Source organism: Vibrio gangliei, from assembly GCF_026001925.1.
Lineage (GTDB): Bacteria > Pseudomonadota > Gammaproteobacteria > Enterobacterales > Vibrionaceae > Vibrio > Vibrio gangliei.
Window position 1 is genome coordinate 2325430 of record NZ_AP021869.1, and the last position, 15001, is coordinate 2340430.

Genomic DNA, 15001 nt, shown 5'->3' on the forward strand with positions numbered 1-15001 from the left:
CCACAGATACACGATTAATTAACGTTTAGTATGATTCGTTTGAATCGAAGCGCACTAATTTGAGCTACGGTAAAAGCCACCACTGTCTAATCGGAAGAACATGACTGCGCTCTCTTCTTTTTCGATTCGTAACATAACCAGTTCACCACGGTTATTTAATCGAAAACGGACTAACTGTCCGGCTTTGATGTGACTTAATGGCTTGTCTTTACCTTGCACTTCAAGCAATTGAGTTAAATCAGACAGAGGTAAATCATTATTACGGAAAACCTGAGATAAAGTATCGCCCTTCTGTACCGTATAGTCATGCCAAGGCTCAGGGCCAGCGTCATTGCTCACCTTACGCTTAGGTTGCTCTTCTTCGGCTTGAGGTCCACTGACTTGAACGCGCTTCTCATTGTTATCAACTTTAGGCTTTGGCTTGGTAGCATTGGTTTCTTCACCGTTTATGATCAGTGGCACGGCCATACGTGAAGGTTCTGCGGGCTTTTTAACGATGTCCTGTACAGGCTGCTCTTTCTCTGAACTTGGCCAAATGAGTAATATAAGCACTAACGGCAATAATACCATCAAGAGTCGCTGATGGAGTTTCGGTAGCGTTTGCCAAAAATGAATAACACTTTCCACTACTTGAGATTGAATCACTTGTTCTTTCAAAGAGTGAATACGGCTCTGGTTATCTTGCTTACGTTGGTTCACGTTCCATCATCCTACTTTGGTTTGCGTTAAGGATATTCAATAAACTAATCGTTTTGTCAGTATATTACAAAATTTTACACTCCCTCGTGCTTTAGCACCATTTTCACACTCAAAGTTTCATCAAAGGATCAGAACTGCTATCCTTAGCACTTCATTTAAGCAAACAAGAGATTCGCATGTCTGACGTTAAATTAGAAACAATCGAACAAAAAGCAAGTTACGGTATTGGTCTACAAATGGGTCAACAACTTGCAGGAAGTGGCCTTGAGGGTCTGAATGTAGCGGCTATCGCGAAAGGTATCGCTACATCATTAACTGGTGACATGCCAGAAATCGAAGTTGACGAAATCAACAATGCATTACGTGAACTTCATACTCGCGCAGAAGCACAACGTGCAGAAGCAGCCAAAGCGGCAGCGGCTGACGGTGAAGCCTTCCTAAAAGATAACGCATTGCGTTCAGAAGTTACGGTTCTAGCATCTGGTCTTCAATATGAAGTCATCACAGAAGGCGCTGGTGAGATCCCAACATCTGATAAACAAGTTCGCGTACATTACCACGGTCAATTAACTGACGGCACCGTATTTGATAGCTCAGTATCTCGTGGACAACCTGCTGAGTTCCCAGTGACCGGCGTTATCGCAGGTTGGGTTGAAGCACTTCAATTAATGCCAGTAGGTTCAAAGTGGAAGTTATACATTCCTCAAGACCTAGCCTATGGTGAGCGTGGCGCAGGTGCTGCGATCCCTCCATTTGCAGCCTTAGTATTCGAAGTTGAACTTCTAGCGATTCTATAACAATTGTTTTTCCATTGTTAAATTCCATAAAAGCAGCGATCGCTGCTTTTTTTATATGTGAAAAAAGATTATAACTATAAACTCGATCACAACATAAATGGATTGCGCTATGAAGAAACTCGCATTAACACTTATTACAGCTAGTTTAGTTGTCTCTAGCCCGAGCTACGCCTTATTTGGTTTAGGTGATAAAGATTCGGATACCGTCACTAGCCTGGCTGGCCAACTACAAAGTAGCTCAGAATTGGTGAATAGCCTAAAAGACCAACTTGGTGTATCGACTGAACAAGCAGCGGGCGGTGCAGGTGCATTACTTGCAATGGCCTCAAGTCAACTTTCTGGTGCTTCTGGCGAAGAATTATCAGGTTTATCATCGAATCTCAGTGGTTTATTGGAAACGGCCAAGTCAACAGGCACTAGCCTAGATAGTATGGCTGCAGTCAAAACGGCATTTGAGAAGTTAGGTCTAGATAGCTCTATGGTAGAGCAATACGTACCGATCGTATTAGATTACTTAGGTGATGAAGGCGCCAGCAGCGGACTACTCAGCTCACTAACCAGTCTTTGGAAATAAATCGACTATATTAACTTAGAATGTGGAGCTGGTGAGACATGCTAGCACCACATATTCTGACATTCTGATTGATAGCCTCGTCGTTCATCGACACTAAATCGTATTTGTAAATCGGTGATTGTTAATCAAATTCAAAACTACATTGCAAATTCAGTGATAGTAAATAACAACTAGATTTCAGACATAAAAAAACGCCGAACATGATATGTTCGGCGTTTTTTCATTATTTAACTATCGCTTATTCAGCAGCTTCTTCAGCCGCTGCTTCTGGACGGTCAACAAGCTCAATGTAAGCCATTGGAGCTTTGTCACCAGCACGGAAGCCAGCTTTTAGGATACGAGTGTAGCCGCCTTGGCGAGCTGCGAAACGTGGACCTAATTCATTAAATAGTTTTGCTACAACTTCGTTATCACGAGTGCGAGCAAATGCAAGACGACGGTTAGCAACGCTGTCAGTCTTAGCTAGTGTAATCAAAGGCTCAACTACGCGGCGAAGCTCTTTTGCCTTAGGCAAAGTTGTCTTGATAACTTCATGACGAACTAGAGAGCTAGCCATGTTGCTAAACATCGCTTTGCGATGGCTGCTGTTGCGGTTGAGTTGACGACCACTCTTACGATGGCGCATGACCTAATCCTTCTAACTAATATCAATTAATCTTCAGCAATCGACGCTGGTGGCCAGTTTTCTAGGCGCATACCTAGAGACAGACCGCGCGACGCTAGAACATCTTTAATCTCTGTTAAAGACTTCTTACCAAGGTTTGGCGTTTTAAGAAGCTCAACCTCAGTACGCTGTACAAGATCACCGATGTAGTGAATCGCTTCTGCTTTCAAACAGTTAGCAGAGCGAACTGTTAGTTCAAGATCGTCTACAGGACGCAGTAGAATAGGATCGAACTCCGGCTTCTCTTCTTTCTCTTCTGGTACACGTACATCACGAAGATCTACGAACGCATCCAATTGTTCAGCTAAAATTGTAGCTGCACGACGGATTGCTTCCTCAGGTTCCAAAGTACCATTTGTTTCCATATCGATAACAAGCTTGTCTAAGTCAGTACGTTGTTCTACACGTGCTGCTTCTACAGAGTAGGCGATTTTATCAACCGGGCTGTAAGTAGCATCAACAAGTAGACGACCGATTGGACGCTCATCTTCTTCAGTATGGATACGAGCTGAAGACGGAACGTAACCGCGACCACGTTGTACTTTAATACGCATAGCAATTTCAGCTTTGTCATCCGTTAGGTGACAAATAACGTGTTCTGGGTTAGCGATCTCTACATCACCATCATGGATGATGTCACCTGCAACAACAGGGCCCGAGCCTGATTTTTTTAGTGTAATAAACACTTCATCTTTGCCTTCGGCAACACTCACAGCTAGACCTTTCAGGTTAAGAAGGATCTCAAGGATATCTTCTTGAACGCCTTCTTTGGTGCTGTACTCGTGTAAAACGCCTTCAATCTCAACTTCTGTTACAGCACAACCTGGCATAGAAGATAAAAGAATACGGCGAAGTGCATTACCTAAAGTGTGACCAAAGCCACGCTCTAAAGGCTCAAGAGTTACTTTTGCATGTGTCGTGCTGATTTGTTCGATGTCAACAAGACGTGGCTTAAGAAATTCTGTTACAGAACCCTGCATTGTGTCCTCTCTTTTGTTTAAACCTTACTTAGAGTAAAGTTCGACGATCAAGTGTTCGTTGATGTCAGCAGATAGATCAGAACGCTCTGGGATACGTTTGAAAGTACCTTCCATCTTGCTAGCATCTACTTCAATCCAAGTTGGTTTTTCGCGTTGTTCAGCAACTTCTAGAGCAGCCTTAATACGTGATTGCTGTTTAGCTTTTTCACGGATAGAAACAACATCGTTAGCCGAAACTTTGAATGAAGGAACGTTAACTACTTTGCCGTTTACTAGGATAGCTTTGTGGCTAACTAGCTGACGTGATTCAGCGCGAGTAGCACCGAAACCCATACGGTATACGACATTATCTAAACGACCTTCAAGAAGTTGAAGCAGGTTTTCACCTGTGTTGCCTTTAAGGCGTGCAGCTTCTTTGTAGTAGTTGCGGAATTGTTTTTCTAGTACGCCGTACATACGACGAACTTTTTGCTTCTCACGAAGCTGAACGCCAAACTCAGATAGACGACCGCGACGAGCGCCGTGTACACCTGGTGCGTTATCAATTTTACACTTGGTATCGATCGCGCGGACACCTGACTTAAGGAATAAGTCAGTACCTTCACGACGACTAAGCTTAAGCTTAGGGCCCAAATATCTTGCCATGATCTTTCTCCAATATTCCTAGAAACGAATTAAACGCGACGTTTCTTAGGTGGACGACAACCGTTATGAGGGATCGGAGTAGCATCAACGATGTTAGTGATGCGGTAACCCAATGCGTTTAAAGCACGGATAGTAGACTCACGACCAGGACCAGGGCCCTTAACCATAACTTCCAAGTTCTTTAAGCCATATTCTTTGGCCATTTCACCTGCGCGTTCAGCAGCAACCTGTGCAGCAAACGGCGTAGATTTACGAGAACCACGGAAACCTGAACCACCTGCAGTAGCCCATGCAAGAGCGTTACCTTGACGGTCAGTAATGGTCACGATTGTGTTGTTAAAAGAAGCATGGATGTGCGCTACGCCATCTGCTACTTGTTTGCGAACGCGTTTACGCGTGCGTGTTGGTTGTTTTGCCATTGTACTCTCTACCTTATCCGATTATTTTTTGATCGGCTTGCGCGGACCCTTACGAGTGCGTGCGTTGGTTTTAGTACGCTGTCCACGTAGTGGTAGACTGCGACGATGACGAAGACCGCGGTAACAGCCAAGGTCCATAAGACGCTTGATGTTCATCGATACTTCACGACGTAGATCACCTTCTACAGTGTATTTAGCTACACCATCACGCAGTTGATCAATCTGCTCTTCAGTTAGTTCACTGATCTTAACATCTTCAGCAATACCCACTTCAGCTAGAATAGCTTGAGAACGAGTTTTACCGATGCCGTAGATCGCAGTTAATGCGATAACAGCGTGTTTTTGATCAGGAATGTTAATGCCTGCTATACGGGCCACTATTCACTCCTAGTACTTATATAAAGAATTATCCGCTGCAAAGCCCGTCGAGGATACGCAGCGGCATACTACTTCTTTTGCACGCAAAAGGTAGGCCGAGGAATATACTCGGCCTGCCCTCATATTTCAAGTAAAAATTTCTGCTAATTAGCCTTGGCGTTGTTTATGCTTTGGCTCACTGCAAATTACACGCACAACACCGTTGCGCTTGATAACTTTACAGTTACGGCAGATTTTTTTAACGGAAGCACGAACTTTCATTGCTAAACTCCGTAAATGAAATCTGAACTATACCCGCTAGATTAGCGGCCATAGCCTTTCAGATTCGCTTTTTTCAAAACAGAATCATACTGTTGAGACATCAGATGAGTCTGTACCTGTGCCATAAAGTCCATGATAACTACCACTACGATGAGTAGCGAAGTACCACCGAAATAGAACTTAACGTTCCAAGCGGTCATCATAAACTGTGGGACTAGACAAATAAAGGTAATATATAAAGCACCGACTAGTGTTAAACGAGTCATTACTTTATCTATGTATCTAGCTGTCTGCTCACCTGGGCGGATGCCGGGTACGAATGCACCGGACTTCTTCAAATTATCTGCTGTTTCACGCGGGTTAAACACCATCGCAGTATAAAAGAAACAGAAGAAAATAATTGCTGTCGCATAGAGTATTATATACAAAGGCTGACCAGGGCTTAGTGCCAATGACACATCCGTTAACCAACCAAATGTTTTACTCTCACCATTTTGGCCAAGCCATTGAGCAAGAGTACCTGGGAACAGGATAATACTTGAAGCAAAGATAGCAGGAATAACACCAGCCATATTTATCTTCAGTGGCAAATGCGTGCTTTGAGCTGCAAATACTTTTCGACCTTGTTGACGCTTCGCATAGTTAACAACGATACGACGTTGACCACGCTCCATGAAAACAACGAAATAAATAACAGCGAACGCAACCACAGCGATTAACAATAGAAGAAGCACGTTCAATTCACCTTGACGCGCTTGCTCAATTGTATGTCCGATTGCAGCAGGCAAACCAGCAACGATACCTGTGAAGATAATCAACGAGATACCATTACCAATTCCGCGCTCAGTAATTTGTTCACCTAACCACATTAAGAACATGGTACCGGTTACTAAACTGATGGTAGCAATGATAGTGAACAAGGTTTGATCGATAACGACCAGATTTTGGACCATGTTCGGAAGACCAGTTGCAATACCAATTGCTTGGAATGTTGCCAGTACAAGCGTGCCATAGCGTGTGTAACGGCTAATCTTACGACGGCCGGCTTCACCCTCTTTCTTGAGTTCGGCTAACGCTGGATGAACTACAGTTAGCAATTGGACAACAATCGAAGCCGAAATATACGGCATGATGCCCAATGCTAATATAGATGCACGCGAAAGAGCACCACCAGAGAACATGTTGAACATTTCAATGATGGTACCTTTTTGCTGCTCGAACAAATCGGCAAGTACAGCCGCATCAATACCAGGAATCGGCACAAAAGAGCCAGCTCGGAATACCAAAAGCGCGAGGATTACGAATAATAAACGCGATTTTAATTCACCAGTACCTTGTTTAGAAGTACTGAAATCTTGTCCTGGTTTTTTAGCCATCTGTACCTATCCTTCGAAGATTAAGCTTCGATTTTACCGCCAGCAGCTTCGATAGCAGCTTGAGCACCTTTAGTCACACGTAGACCTTTAACAGTGACTGGCTTGCTGATTTCACCAGAAAGAACAACTTTAACAAATTCGATGTTCTTAGTGATTACGTTAGCAGCTTTCAGGCTGTCAAGATCGATAACGTCAGCCGTTACTTTCGCTAGCTCAGCTAGACGAACTTCAGCACTCACTAGGCTCTTACGAGAAGTGAAGCCGAACTTAGGTAGACGTTGTTTCAAAGGCATTTGACCACCTTCGAAACCTGGACGAACAGAGCCGCCAGAACGTGATTTTTGACCTTTGTGACCACGGCCACCAGTTTTACCTAGTCCAGAACCGATACCACGACCTAAACGCTTTTTAGAAGGTTTAGAACCCGCAGCCGGTGATAGAGTATTCAAACGCATTCTGATTACTCCTCAACTTTAACCATGTATTGAACTTTATTGATCATGCCGCGTACGCAAGCAGTATCTTCTAGTTCAACAGTGTGGTTGATTTTACGAAGGCCAAGACCACGCAAAGTAGCTTTGTGCTTTGGTAGGCGACCAATTGAGCTTTTAGTTTGAGTTACTTTAATAGTTGCCATGGTGTTCTTACTCCGAAATAGATTCAACAGTTAGACCACGTTTAGCAGCAACCATTTCTGGTGACTTCATGCCGCTCAAACCATCGATCGTTGCACGAACGATGTTGATAGGGTTCGTAGAACCGTACGCTTTCGCAAGTACGTTGTGAACACCTACAACTTCAAGTACTGCACGCATCGCACCACCGGCGATGATACCTGTACCTTCAGCAGCTGGCTGCATGTAAACTTTAGAGCCTGTGTGACGACCTTTCACCGCATGGTGAAGAGTGCCTTCGTTAAGTGCGATAGTAACCATGTTACGACGCGCTTTTTCCATTGCTTTTTGAATCGCAGCTGGTACTTCACGAGCTTTGCCGTAACCGAAACCAACGCGACCATTACCGTCACCAACTACAGTTAGTGCAGTAAAGCTAAAGATTCGACCACCTTTAACCGTCTTAGAAACACGGTTAACAGCGATAAGCTTTTCATTCAAATCTGAAGCTTGTTGTTCTTGTTGTTTAGCCATCTTCCAACCCTACCTTAGAATTTCAGACCAGCTTCACGTGCAGAATCTGCAAGTGCCGCTACTCGACCGTGGTATTGGAAACCAGAACGATCGAAAGCAACATCAGTGATGCCTTTTTCGATAGCGCGCTCAGCAATAGCTTTACCTACAGCTTTAGCAGCGTCAACGTTACCAGTATTCTTAACTTGCTCACGGATCGCCTTTTCTACAGTAGAAGCAGAAGCGATAACCACAGAGCCGTTTGGTGCGATAACCTGAGCGTACACATGACGTGGAGTACGGTGTACTACTAGGCGGTTTGCACCTAGCTCAGCAATCTTACGACGTGCACGTGTAGCACGACGGATGCGAGATGCTTTCTTATCCATAGTGTTACCTTACTTCTTCTTAGCTTCTTTAGTACGCACATTTTCATCTGCGTAACGAACACCTTTACCTTTATAAGGCTCAGGCTCACGGTAAGAACGAATGTCAGCAGCAACTTGACCGATTAATTGCTTATCACAAGCAGTTAATACGATTTCAGTTTGGCTTGGACATTCAGCTTTAACACCTGAAGGCAGTTCATGCTCTACAGGATGAGAGAAGCCTAGAGTAAGTGCTACAGAGTTGCCTTTGATAGCAGCACGGTAACCTACACCCTTAAGAACTAGCTTCTTAGTAAAGCCTTCAGTAACACCAACAACCATGTTGTTTACTAGTGCACGCGCAGTACCTGCTTGAGCCCAAGCATTAACTACACCTTCACGTGGACCGAAAGTCAGGTTGTTTTCTTCCTGAGCGATCACTACTGCATCGTGTAAAACGCGAGATAACTCACCTTTTGCACCTTTAACAGTAATTTCTTGGCCGTTCAGTTTCACCTCTACGCCAGCTGGAATAGCGACAGGTGCCTTAGCAACACGAGACATATTCTACTCCTTACGCTACGTAACAGATGATTTCACCACCAAGACCTGCTTTACGAGCAGCACGGTCAGACATTAGACCCTTGGAAGTGGAAACAACAGCAACACCCAAACCGCCCATCACTGATGGTAACTCGTCTTTTTTCTTGTAGACGCGTAGACCAGGACGTGAAACACGTTGGATTTGCTCGATTACTGGTTTCGCTTGGAAGTACTTAAGTGTAACTTCTAGCACAGGTTTTACTTCGCCTTCAATTGCGAAGTCAGCGATATAACCTTCAGCTTTTAGCAAAGTAGCAATTGCAACTTTAAGCTTTGAAGAAGGCATTTTTACAGCAACTTTGTTTGCTGCCTGACCGTTACGAATGCGGGTCAGCATATCCGAAATCGGATCTTGCATGCTCATATGATTTACTCCAAATGATTAAGTGGCAATTACCAGCTAGCCTTACGAAGTCCAGGAATCTCGCCTTTCATGCAAGCTTCACGAACTTTGATACGGCTTAGACCGAATTTACGTAGGTAACCGTGTGGACGACCAGTTTGGTTGCAACGGTTGCGCTGACGCGATGCACTTGAATCACGTGGAAGAGCTTGCAGTTTAAGAACTGCGTTCCAACGATCTTCTTCAGATGCGTTAACATCACTGATGGTTGCTTTTAGCGCAGCACGCTTCTCAGCGTATTGTGCTACAAGCTTGGCACGTTTTGCTTCACGTGCTTTCATTGATTGTTTAGCCATAACAGTAACCCTTCACCTTATTTACGGAATGGGAAGTTAAAGGCAGCCAGCAGAGCTCGGCCTTCCTCATCAGTGTTTGCTGAAGTCGTGATAGTAATATCAAGACCGCGCACACGATCGACTTTATCGTAGTCGATTTCCGGGAAGATGATTTGCTCGCGAACGCCCATGCTGTAGTTACCGCGTCCATCAAAAGACTTAGCGCTAACACCACGGAAATCACGTACTCGTGGAAGAGCGATAGAAATCAAACGCTCAAGGAAATCCCACATACGCTCGCCACGCAAGGTTACTTTACAACCAATTGGGTAGCCTTCACGAATTTTGAAACCAGCAACAGATTTACGAGCTTTAGTGATAAGTGGCTTTTGACCAGAGATCGTTGCCATATCGCTTGCTGCGTTTTCTAGTAGTTTCTTATCGTTGATTGCTTCACCAACGCCCATGTTTAGGGTGATTTTCTCAATCCTAGGGACTTGCATGACGCTTGTGTAGCTGAACTCTTTGGTCAGTTCAGCGACTACAGACGACTTGTAGTAATCATGCAGTTTCGCCATAGTAGAACTCCAAATTACTTAATTAATTCACCGTTTGACTTGAAGAAACGCACTTTTTTGCCTTCTTCAAAACGGAAACCGATACGATCCGCTTTACCAGTAGATGCGTTGAAGATTGCAACGTTAGAAACATCAATAGCTGCTTCTTGTTCAACGATGCCACCTTGTTGACCTAGAGCCGGTTGAGGCTTTTGGTGTTTTTTAACAAGGTTGATACCTTCTACGAATACTTTACCAGTTTCGAGAACCTTAGTTACTTTACCGCGCTTGCCTTTATCTTTACCAGCAAGAACGATTACTTCGTCATTACGACGGATTTTAGCTGCCATTTTATTGCCGCTCCTTACAGAACTTCAGGTGCTAGTGACACAATTTTCATGAATTTCGCATTACGAAGCTCACGAGTCACAGGACCAAAGATACGTGTACCGACTGGTTGCTCAGTATTGTCGTTCAACAATACACAAGCATTACGGTCGAAGCGAATGACAGAACCGTCTGGACGACGAACGCCTTTACGGGTGCGCACCACTACCGCTTTCAGAACATCACCTTTTTTAACTTTACCGCGAGGAATTGCTTCCTTAACAGTAACTTTGATGATATCTCCGATATGTGCATAACGGCGGTGAGAGCCACCCAGAACCTTAATACACATTACTCTGCGAGCGCCGGAGTTATCCGCTGCGTCGAGTGTACTTTGCATTTGGATCATGTTAGTGCTCCGCTAAATATTAAAACTAGACCCATCACGGGTCGGGCTGCCTCTTTATAAGGGCTGCGAATTGTACCACCGTTTCTTGAGAAAAGGTAGCCAAAAAACAAGCGGCCCCAAAAAAAGTTTTGGAGCCGCTCTAAAAGTCTAAAAATTAAGCAAAAATTAGATCTTCGCTTTTTCTAGAACTTTCACCAAAGTCCAAGACTTAGTCTTAGACATTGGACGACATTCACGAATCTCAACAGTATCGCCTAGGCCACACTCGTTGTTTTCATCGTGTGCATGTACTTTTGTCGTACGTTTGATGAACTTCCCGTAGATAGGGTGTTTAACAAAACGTTCGATAGCAACAACAATAGATTTGTCCATTTTGTCGCTAATTACACGACCTTGAGTCGTACGAGTTGTTTCGCTCATTATGCGCCCGCCTTACTATTCAAAACAGTCTTAACACGTGCGATATCACGACGTACAGCTTTAAGAGTATGAGTTTGTTGTAGCTGACCAGTTGCAGCTTGCATGCGCAAGTTGAACTGCTCGCGTAACAAATTCAATAACTCAGCGTTAAGCTCTTCAACGCTTTTTTCGCGTAGGTCTTGTGCTTTCATCACATCACCTGCTTAGTTACAAAAGTTGTTTTTATAGGCAGTTTACGTGCCGCTAGGCGGAACGCTTCACGTGCCAACTCTTCAGGTACACCACCCATCTCGTACATCACTTTACCAGGTTGGATTTGGGCAACCCAATATTCTACGTTACCCTTACCTTTACCTTGACGAACTTCAAGAGGTTTTTCAGTGATAGGCTTGTCTGGGAAAATACGAATCCAGATTTGACCTTGACGCTTAACGTGACGCGTCATTGCACGACGTGCCGCTTCGATCTGACGAGCAGTGATGCGACCACGGCCTACAGCTTTTAAGCCGTATTCGCCGAAGCTTACATCAGTACCTTTCGCTAGACCGCGGTTACGACCAGTCATAACCTTACGGAATTTAGTACGTTTAGGTTGTAGCATCAGTCGACTCCTTACTTACGGCTTTGACGTGGCTTCTTCTTAGGCTTGTCAGCCTTTGGCTCTACCGCGTTAGCGTCTGGCATACCACCAAGGATTTCACCCTTGAAGATCCAAACTTTAACGCCGATCACACCATATTGAGTGTGAGCCGAAGAAGTTGCGTAATCAATGTCAGCACGTAGGGTATGTAGTGGCACACGGCCTTCACGGTACCATTCAGTACGCGCGATTTCAGCGCCGCCTAGACGACCACTTACTTCTACTTTGATACCCTTAGCACCTAGACGCATTGCGTTTTGTACTGCGCGCTTCATAGCACGACGGAACATTACACGACGCTCTAGCTGAGACGAAATGCTATCAGCCACTAATTGACCATCTAGCTCAGGCTTACGTACTTCAGCGATGTTAATTTGCGCTGGTACACCTGCAATTTTAGCTACAGCTGCGCGTAGCTTCTCAACGTCTTCGCCTTTCTTACCGATAACAACACCAGGACGTGCAGTGTGAATAGTCACACGGATGCTCTTCGCTGGACGCTCGATAACGATGCGAGATAAAGACGCTTTAGACAGTTCTTTAGTTAAGAACTGACGTACCTTGAAGTCGCCGTCTAGGTTGTCAGCGAATTCGTTGGTATTAGCAAACCATGTAGCATTCCAAGGCTTAACGATGCCAAGACGAATACCATTTGGATGTACTTTCTGACCCATTTGCTTACTCTCCTAGTCTCTTAGCGATCTGCTACAACAACAGTGATGTGGCTTGAACGCTTCAAGATACGATCCGCACGGCCTTTAGCACGAGGCATAATACGCTTCATGATAGGACCCTCATCTACGAAGATTTTAGCGACTGATAGATCGTCGATATCTGCACCTTCGTTGTGTTCCGCATTTGCAATCGCAGAATCAAGTACTTTCTTAATTAAGTCAGCCGCTTTTTTGTTGCTGAACGTTAAGATTTCAAGCGCTTGCTCTACTGATTTACCACGGATTTGATCTGCAACTAAGCGAGCTTTCTGTGGAGAAATGCGAGCAAAGTTATGTTTAGCAATAGCTTCCATTATTTACTCCTTATTTCTTCTTAGCTTTCTTATCTGCAGCATGGCCGCGATAGGTACGTGTTGGTGCAAATTCGCCCAGTTTGTGACCGATCATTTCATCAGTTACGAATACTGGAACGTGTTGACGACCATTATGGACAGCGATGGTCAAACCAATCATTGATGGAATGATCATTGAACGACGGGACCAAGTCTTAATAGGCTTTTTGTCTCCGCTTTCCACCGCTTTCTCTACCTTCTTCAGCAAGTGTAGGTCAATAAATGGACCTTTCTTGAGAGAACGTGGCATGGCGATTCCTCTTTATAGATTATTTGTTACGACGACGTACAATGTACTTGTCAGTGCGTTTGTTCTTACGGGTCTTGAAGCCTTTAGTTGGCATACCCCATGGAGAAACTGGGTGACGGCCACCAGAAGTACGGCCTTCACCACCACCGTGTGGGTGGTCTACTGGGTTCATTACCACACCGCGAACGGTAGGACGAACACCGCGCCAGCGGTTAGCACCAGCTTTACCAAGTTCACGTAGCATGTGCTCAGAGTTACCTACTTCACCGATTGTTGCACGGCCTTCAGATAACACTTTACGCATCTCACCAGAACGTAAGCGTAGAGTTACGTATGCACCGTCGCGAGCGACTAATTGTGCATATGCGCCAGCAGAACGTGCTAGCTGTGCACCTTTACCAGGCTTAAGTTCAATACAGTGAATTGTAGAACCTACTGGGATGTTGCGCATCGGCAGAGTGTTACCTGCTTTGATAGGCGCATCTACACCAGATTGGATCGCATCACCAGCTTGAATGCCTTTAGGTGCAATGATGTAACGACGTTCACCGTCTGCATACAATACTAATGCAATGTTTGCGCTACGGTTTGGATCGTATTCAAGACGCTCAACTTTCGCTGGGATACCGTCTTTAGTACGTTTAAAGTCAATTACACGGTAGTGTTGCTTGTGACCACCACCAATGTGACGTACTGTGATACGACCGTTATTGTTACGACCACCATTCTTAGAGTTTTTCTCTAGAAGAGGTGCGTAAGGCTTACCTTTATGTAGGTCAGCATTAACTACTTTAACAACGTGGCGACGACCAGGGGAAGTCGGCTTACACTTAACAATAGCCATTTTTAACTACTCCTGTTACTCAGCACCGCCAACGAAGTCAAGATCTTGACCTTCTTTCAAAGTAACGTAAGCTTTTTTCACGTCTGAACGACGGCCTTCACGCATACCTTGACGTTTGGTCTTACCCTTAACTACTAGGGTATTTACAGACTTAACTTCAACTTCAAATAGCTTTTCTACAGCTGCTTTGATCTCTTTTTTCGTTGCGTTAGTTGCAACTTTAAAAACGATAGTGTTTGCTTTTTCAGCAGCCATTGTCGCTTTTTCAGAGATGTGCGGAGCACGTAGAACTTTTAGTAGACGCTCTTCACTGATCATGCCAGCATCTCCTCAACTTGCTTAACTGCTTCTGCAGTCATTAGAACCTTGTCAAATGCGATTAGACTTACTGGATCAATACCAGCTGCGTCGCGTGCATCAACTTTGTATAGGTTACGAGCAGCTAAGAATAGATTCTCGTCTACTTCGCTAGTTACGATTAATACATCGTTTAGCTCAAGATCTTTAAGCTTAGCAACTAGGTCTTTAGTTTTTGGCGCTTCTACTGAGAAGTTATCAACAACGATTAAACGCTCTTGACGTACTAATTCAGAAAGAATTGCTTTCATAGCACCACGGTACATTTTTTTGTTTACTTTTTGGCTGTAGTTTTGAGGCTTAGCAGCAAAAGTAACACCACCTGTACGCCAGATTGGGCTACGGATTGTACCAGCACGCGCGCGGCCAGTACCTTTTTGACGCCATGGTTTAGCGCCACCACCAGATACTTCAGAACGAGTCTTTTGAGCACGAGTACCTTGACGAGCACCTGCTGCGTACGCAACAACTACTTGGTGTACAAGAGCTTCGTTAAACTCACGTCCGAAAGTAGTCTCGGAAACAGTTAGTGCATCAGCACCTTTAACCATCAATTCCATTA

Annotated in this window: 29 protein-coding genes; 2 read left to right on the forward strand and 27 right to left on the reverse strand. The window is 44.5% G+C overall.

What is annotated here, in order from left to right:
- Positions 1–54: 54 nt before the first annotated feature.
- Complete coding sequence (locus tag Vgang_RS10710; RefSeq protein ID WP_157946051.1) at positions 55–699, reverse strand: LysM-like peptidoglycan-binding domain-containing protein; 645 nt, start codon at positions 697–699, stop codon at positions 55–57.
- Positions 700–875: 176 nt separating this feature from the next.
- Between Vgang_RS10710 and Vgang_RS10715 the strand changes: the two genes are divergently transcribed.
- Together Vgang_RS10715 and Vgang_RS10720 are read left to right on the forward strand one after the other, a co-directional pair.
- Positions 876–1496: an FKBP-type peptidyl-prolyl cis-trans isomerase gene (locus Vgang_RS10715; protein WP_105903578.1), complete on the forward strand. Its 621-nt coding sequence runs from the start codon at positions 876–878 to the stop codon at positions 1494–1496.
- Between the two features lie 109 nt (positions 1497–1605).
- The gene (locus tag Vgang_RS10720) at positions 1606–2070 is read left to right on the forward strand and encodes a DUF2780 domain-containing protein (protein ID WP_105903577.1); all 465 of its coding nucleotides are present in this window, start codon (positions 1606–1608) and stop codon (positions 2068–2070) included.
- Positions 2071–2308: 238 nt separating this feature from the next.
- Here Vgang_RS10720 and rplQ read toward each other — a convergent pair whose 3' ends face one another.
- The 26 genes from rplQ to rplD form a co-directional block, all read right to left on the reverse strand.
- On the reverse strand, positions 2309–2695 hold the full coding sequence (rplQ, locus tag Vgang_RS10725; RefSeq protein ID WP_086982079.1) for a 50S ribosomal protein L17: 387 nt from the start codon (positions 2693–2695) through the stop codon (positions 2309–2311).
- A 26-nt stretch (positions 2696–2721) separates the two neighbouring features.
- On the reverse strand, positions 2722–3714 hold the full coding sequence (locus Vgang_RS10730) for a DNA-directed RNA polymerase subunit alpha (protein WP_105903576.1): 993 nt from the start codon (positions 3712–3714) through the stop codon (positions 2722–2724).
- A 24-nt stretch (positions 3715–3738) separates the two neighbouring features.
- Positions 3739–4359 carry a 30S ribosomal protein S4 gene (gene rpsD / locus Vgang_RS10735; protein ID WP_105903575.1) on the reverse strand — a complete coding sequence of 207 codons (621 nt, stop codon included), beginning with the start codon at positions 4357–4359 and terminating at the stop codon, positions 3739–3741.
- Between the two features lie 29 nt (positions 4360–4388).
- Positions 4389–4778, reverse strand: a complete 390-nt coding sequence (rpsK, locus tag Vgang_RS10740; RefSeq protein ID WP_105903574.1) for a 30S ribosomal protein S11 — start codon at positions 4776–4778, stop codon at positions 4389–4391.
- A 21-nt stretch (positions 4779–4799) separates the two neighbouring features.
- A complete protein-coding gene (gene rpsM / locus Vgang_RS10745; RefSeq protein ID WP_005450559.1) occupies positions 4800–5156 on the reverse strand; it encodes a 30S ribosomal protein S13 in 357 nt (118 codons plus the stop codon).
- A gap of 147 nt (positions 5157–5303) precedes the next feature.
- The gene (gene rpmJ, locus Vgang_RS10750) at positions 5304–5417 is read right to left on the reverse strand and encodes a 50S ribosomal protein L36 (protein ID WP_000868186.1); all 114 of its coding nucleotides are present in this window, start codon (positions 5415–5417) and stop codon (positions 5304–5306) included.
- A gap of 41 nt (positions 5418–5458) precedes the next feature.
- Positions 5459–6793: a preprotein translocase subunit SecY gene (gene secY, locus Vgang_RS10755; protein ID WP_105903573.1), complete on the reverse strand. Its 1335-nt coding sequence runs from the start codon at positions 6791–6793 to the stop codon at positions 5459–5461.
- A gap of 20 nt (positions 6794–6813) precedes the next feature.
- Positions 6814–7248, reverse strand: a complete 435-nt coding sequence (gene rplO / locus Vgang_RS10760; protein ID WP_086982073.1) for a 50S ribosomal protein L15 — start codon at positions 7246–7248, stop codon at positions 6814–6816.
- A gap of 5 nt (positions 7249–7253) precedes the next feature.
- Positions 7254–7430 (reverse strand): 50S ribosomal protein L30, encoded by a 177-nt coding sequence (gene rpmD / locus Vgang_RS10765; RefSeq protein WP_086982072.1) that lies wholly within the window; start codon positions 7428–7430, stop codon positions 7254–7256.
- A 7-nt stretch (positions 7431–7437) separates the two neighbouring features.
- A complete protein-coding gene (rpsE, locus tag Vgang_RS10770) occupies positions 7438–7941 on the reverse strand; it encodes a 30S ribosomal protein S5 (RefSeq protein WP_105903572.1) in 504 nt (167 codons plus the stop codon).
- Positions 7942–7955: 14 nt separating this feature from the next.
- The gene (rplR, locus tag Vgang_RS10775; protein ID WP_086982070.1) at positions 7956–8309 is read right to left on the reverse strand and encodes a 50S ribosomal protein L18; all 354 of its coding nucleotides are present in this window, start codon (positions 8307–8309) and stop codon (positions 7956–7958) included.
- Positions 8310–8318: 9 nt separating this feature from the next.
- Positions 8319–8852: a 50S ribosomal protein L6 gene (gene rplF, locus Vgang_RS10780; protein ID WP_105903571.1), complete on the reverse strand. Its 534-nt coding sequence runs from the start codon at positions 8850–8852 to the stop codon at positions 8319–8321.
- A 10-nt stretch (positions 8853–8862) separates the two neighbouring features.
- Positions 8863–9255 (reverse strand): 30S ribosomal protein S8, encoded by a 393-nt coding sequence (gene rpsH / locus Vgang_RS10785; RefSeq protein WP_086982068.1) that lies wholly within the window; start codon positions 9253–9255, stop codon positions 8863–8865.
- A 29-nt stretch (positions 9256–9284) separates the two neighbouring features.
- Entirely contained in the window at positions 9285–9590 is a 306-nt protein-coding gene (gene rpsN / locus Vgang_RS10790; protein ID WP_105903570.1) for a 30S ribosomal protein S14, read from the reverse strand.
- Between the two features lie 17 nt (positions 9591–9607).
- Positions 9608–10147, reverse strand: coding sequence for a 50S ribosomal protein L5 (rplE, locus tag Vgang_RS10795; protein WP_086982067.1), 540 nt, complete (start codon positions 10145–10147; stop codon positions 9608–9610).
- Between the two features lie 14 nt (positions 10148–10161).
- Complete coding sequence (gene rplX / locus Vgang_RS10800) at positions 10162–10476, reverse strand: 50S ribosomal protein L24 (protein ID WP_105903569.1); 315 nt, start codon at positions 10474–10476, stop codon at positions 10162–10164.
- Between the two features lie 14 nt (positions 10477–10490).
- Complete coding sequence (gene rplN / locus Vgang_RS10805; protein WP_017026385.1) at positions 10491–10862, reverse strand: 50S ribosomal protein L14; 372 nt, start codon at positions 10860–10862, stop codon at positions 10491–10493.
- A gap of 165 nt (positions 10863–11027) precedes the next feature.
- A complete protein-coding gene (gene rpsQ, locus Vgang_RS10810; protein WP_105903568.1) occupies positions 11028–11282 on the reverse strand; it encodes a 30S ribosomal protein S17 in 255 nt (84 codons plus the stop codon).
- A complete protein-coding gene (gene rpmC / locus Vgang_RS10815) occupies positions 11282–11473 on the reverse strand; it encodes a 50S ribosomal protein L29 (protein ID WP_105903567.1) in 192 nt (63 codons plus the stop codon). The genes rpsQ and rpmC overlap by 1 nt, the downstream gene beginning before the upstream one ends.
- Positions 11473–11883 (reverse strand): 50S ribosomal protein L16, encoded by a 411-nt coding sequence (gene rplP / locus Vgang_RS10820; protein ID WP_017026388.1) that lies wholly within the window; start codon positions 11881–11883, stop codon positions 11473–11475. The genes rpmC and rplP overlap by 1 nt, the downstream gene beginning before the upstream one ends.
- Before the next feature lie 11 nt (positions 11884–11894).
- On the reverse strand, positions 11895–12596 hold the full coding sequence (gene rpsC / locus Vgang_RS10825) for a 30S ribosomal protein S3 (RefSeq protein ID WP_017026389.1): 702 nt from the start codon (positions 12594–12596) through the stop codon (positions 11895–11897).
- A gap of 20 nt (positions 12597–12616) precedes the next feature.
- Positions 12617–12949 carry a 50S ribosomal protein L22 gene (rplV, locus tag Vgang_RS10830; protein WP_086982064.1) on the reverse strand — a complete coding sequence of 111 codons (333 nt, stop codon included), beginning with the start codon at positions 12947–12949 and terminating at the stop codon, positions 12617–12619.
- A 10-nt stretch (positions 12950–12959) separates the two neighbouring features.
- Positions 12960–13238, reverse strand: a complete 279-nt coding sequence (gene rpsS / locus Vgang_RS10835) for a 30S ribosomal protein S19 (protein WP_004398469.1) — start codon at positions 13236–13238, stop codon at positions 12960–12962.
- 19 nt (positions 13239–13257) lie between these two features.
- Entirely contained in the window at positions 13258–14082 is an 825-nt protein-coding gene (rplB, locus tag Vgang_RS10840) for a 50S ribosomal protein L2 (protein WP_105903566.1), read from the reverse strand.
- 15 nt (positions 14083–14097) lie between these two features.
- Entirely contained in the window at positions 14098–14400 is a 303-nt protein-coding gene (gene rplW / locus Vgang_RS10845) for a 50S ribosomal protein L23 (protein ID WP_105903565.1), read from the reverse strand.
- A complete protein-coding gene (rplD, locus tag Vgang_RS10850; RefSeq protein ID WP_105903564.1) occupies positions 14397–14999 on the reverse strand; it encodes a 50S ribosomal protein L4 in 603 nt (200 codons plus the stop codon). The genes rplW and rplD overlap by 4 nt, the downstream gene beginning before the upstream one ends.
- Between the last annotated feature and the right edge of the window lie 2 nt (positions 15000–15001).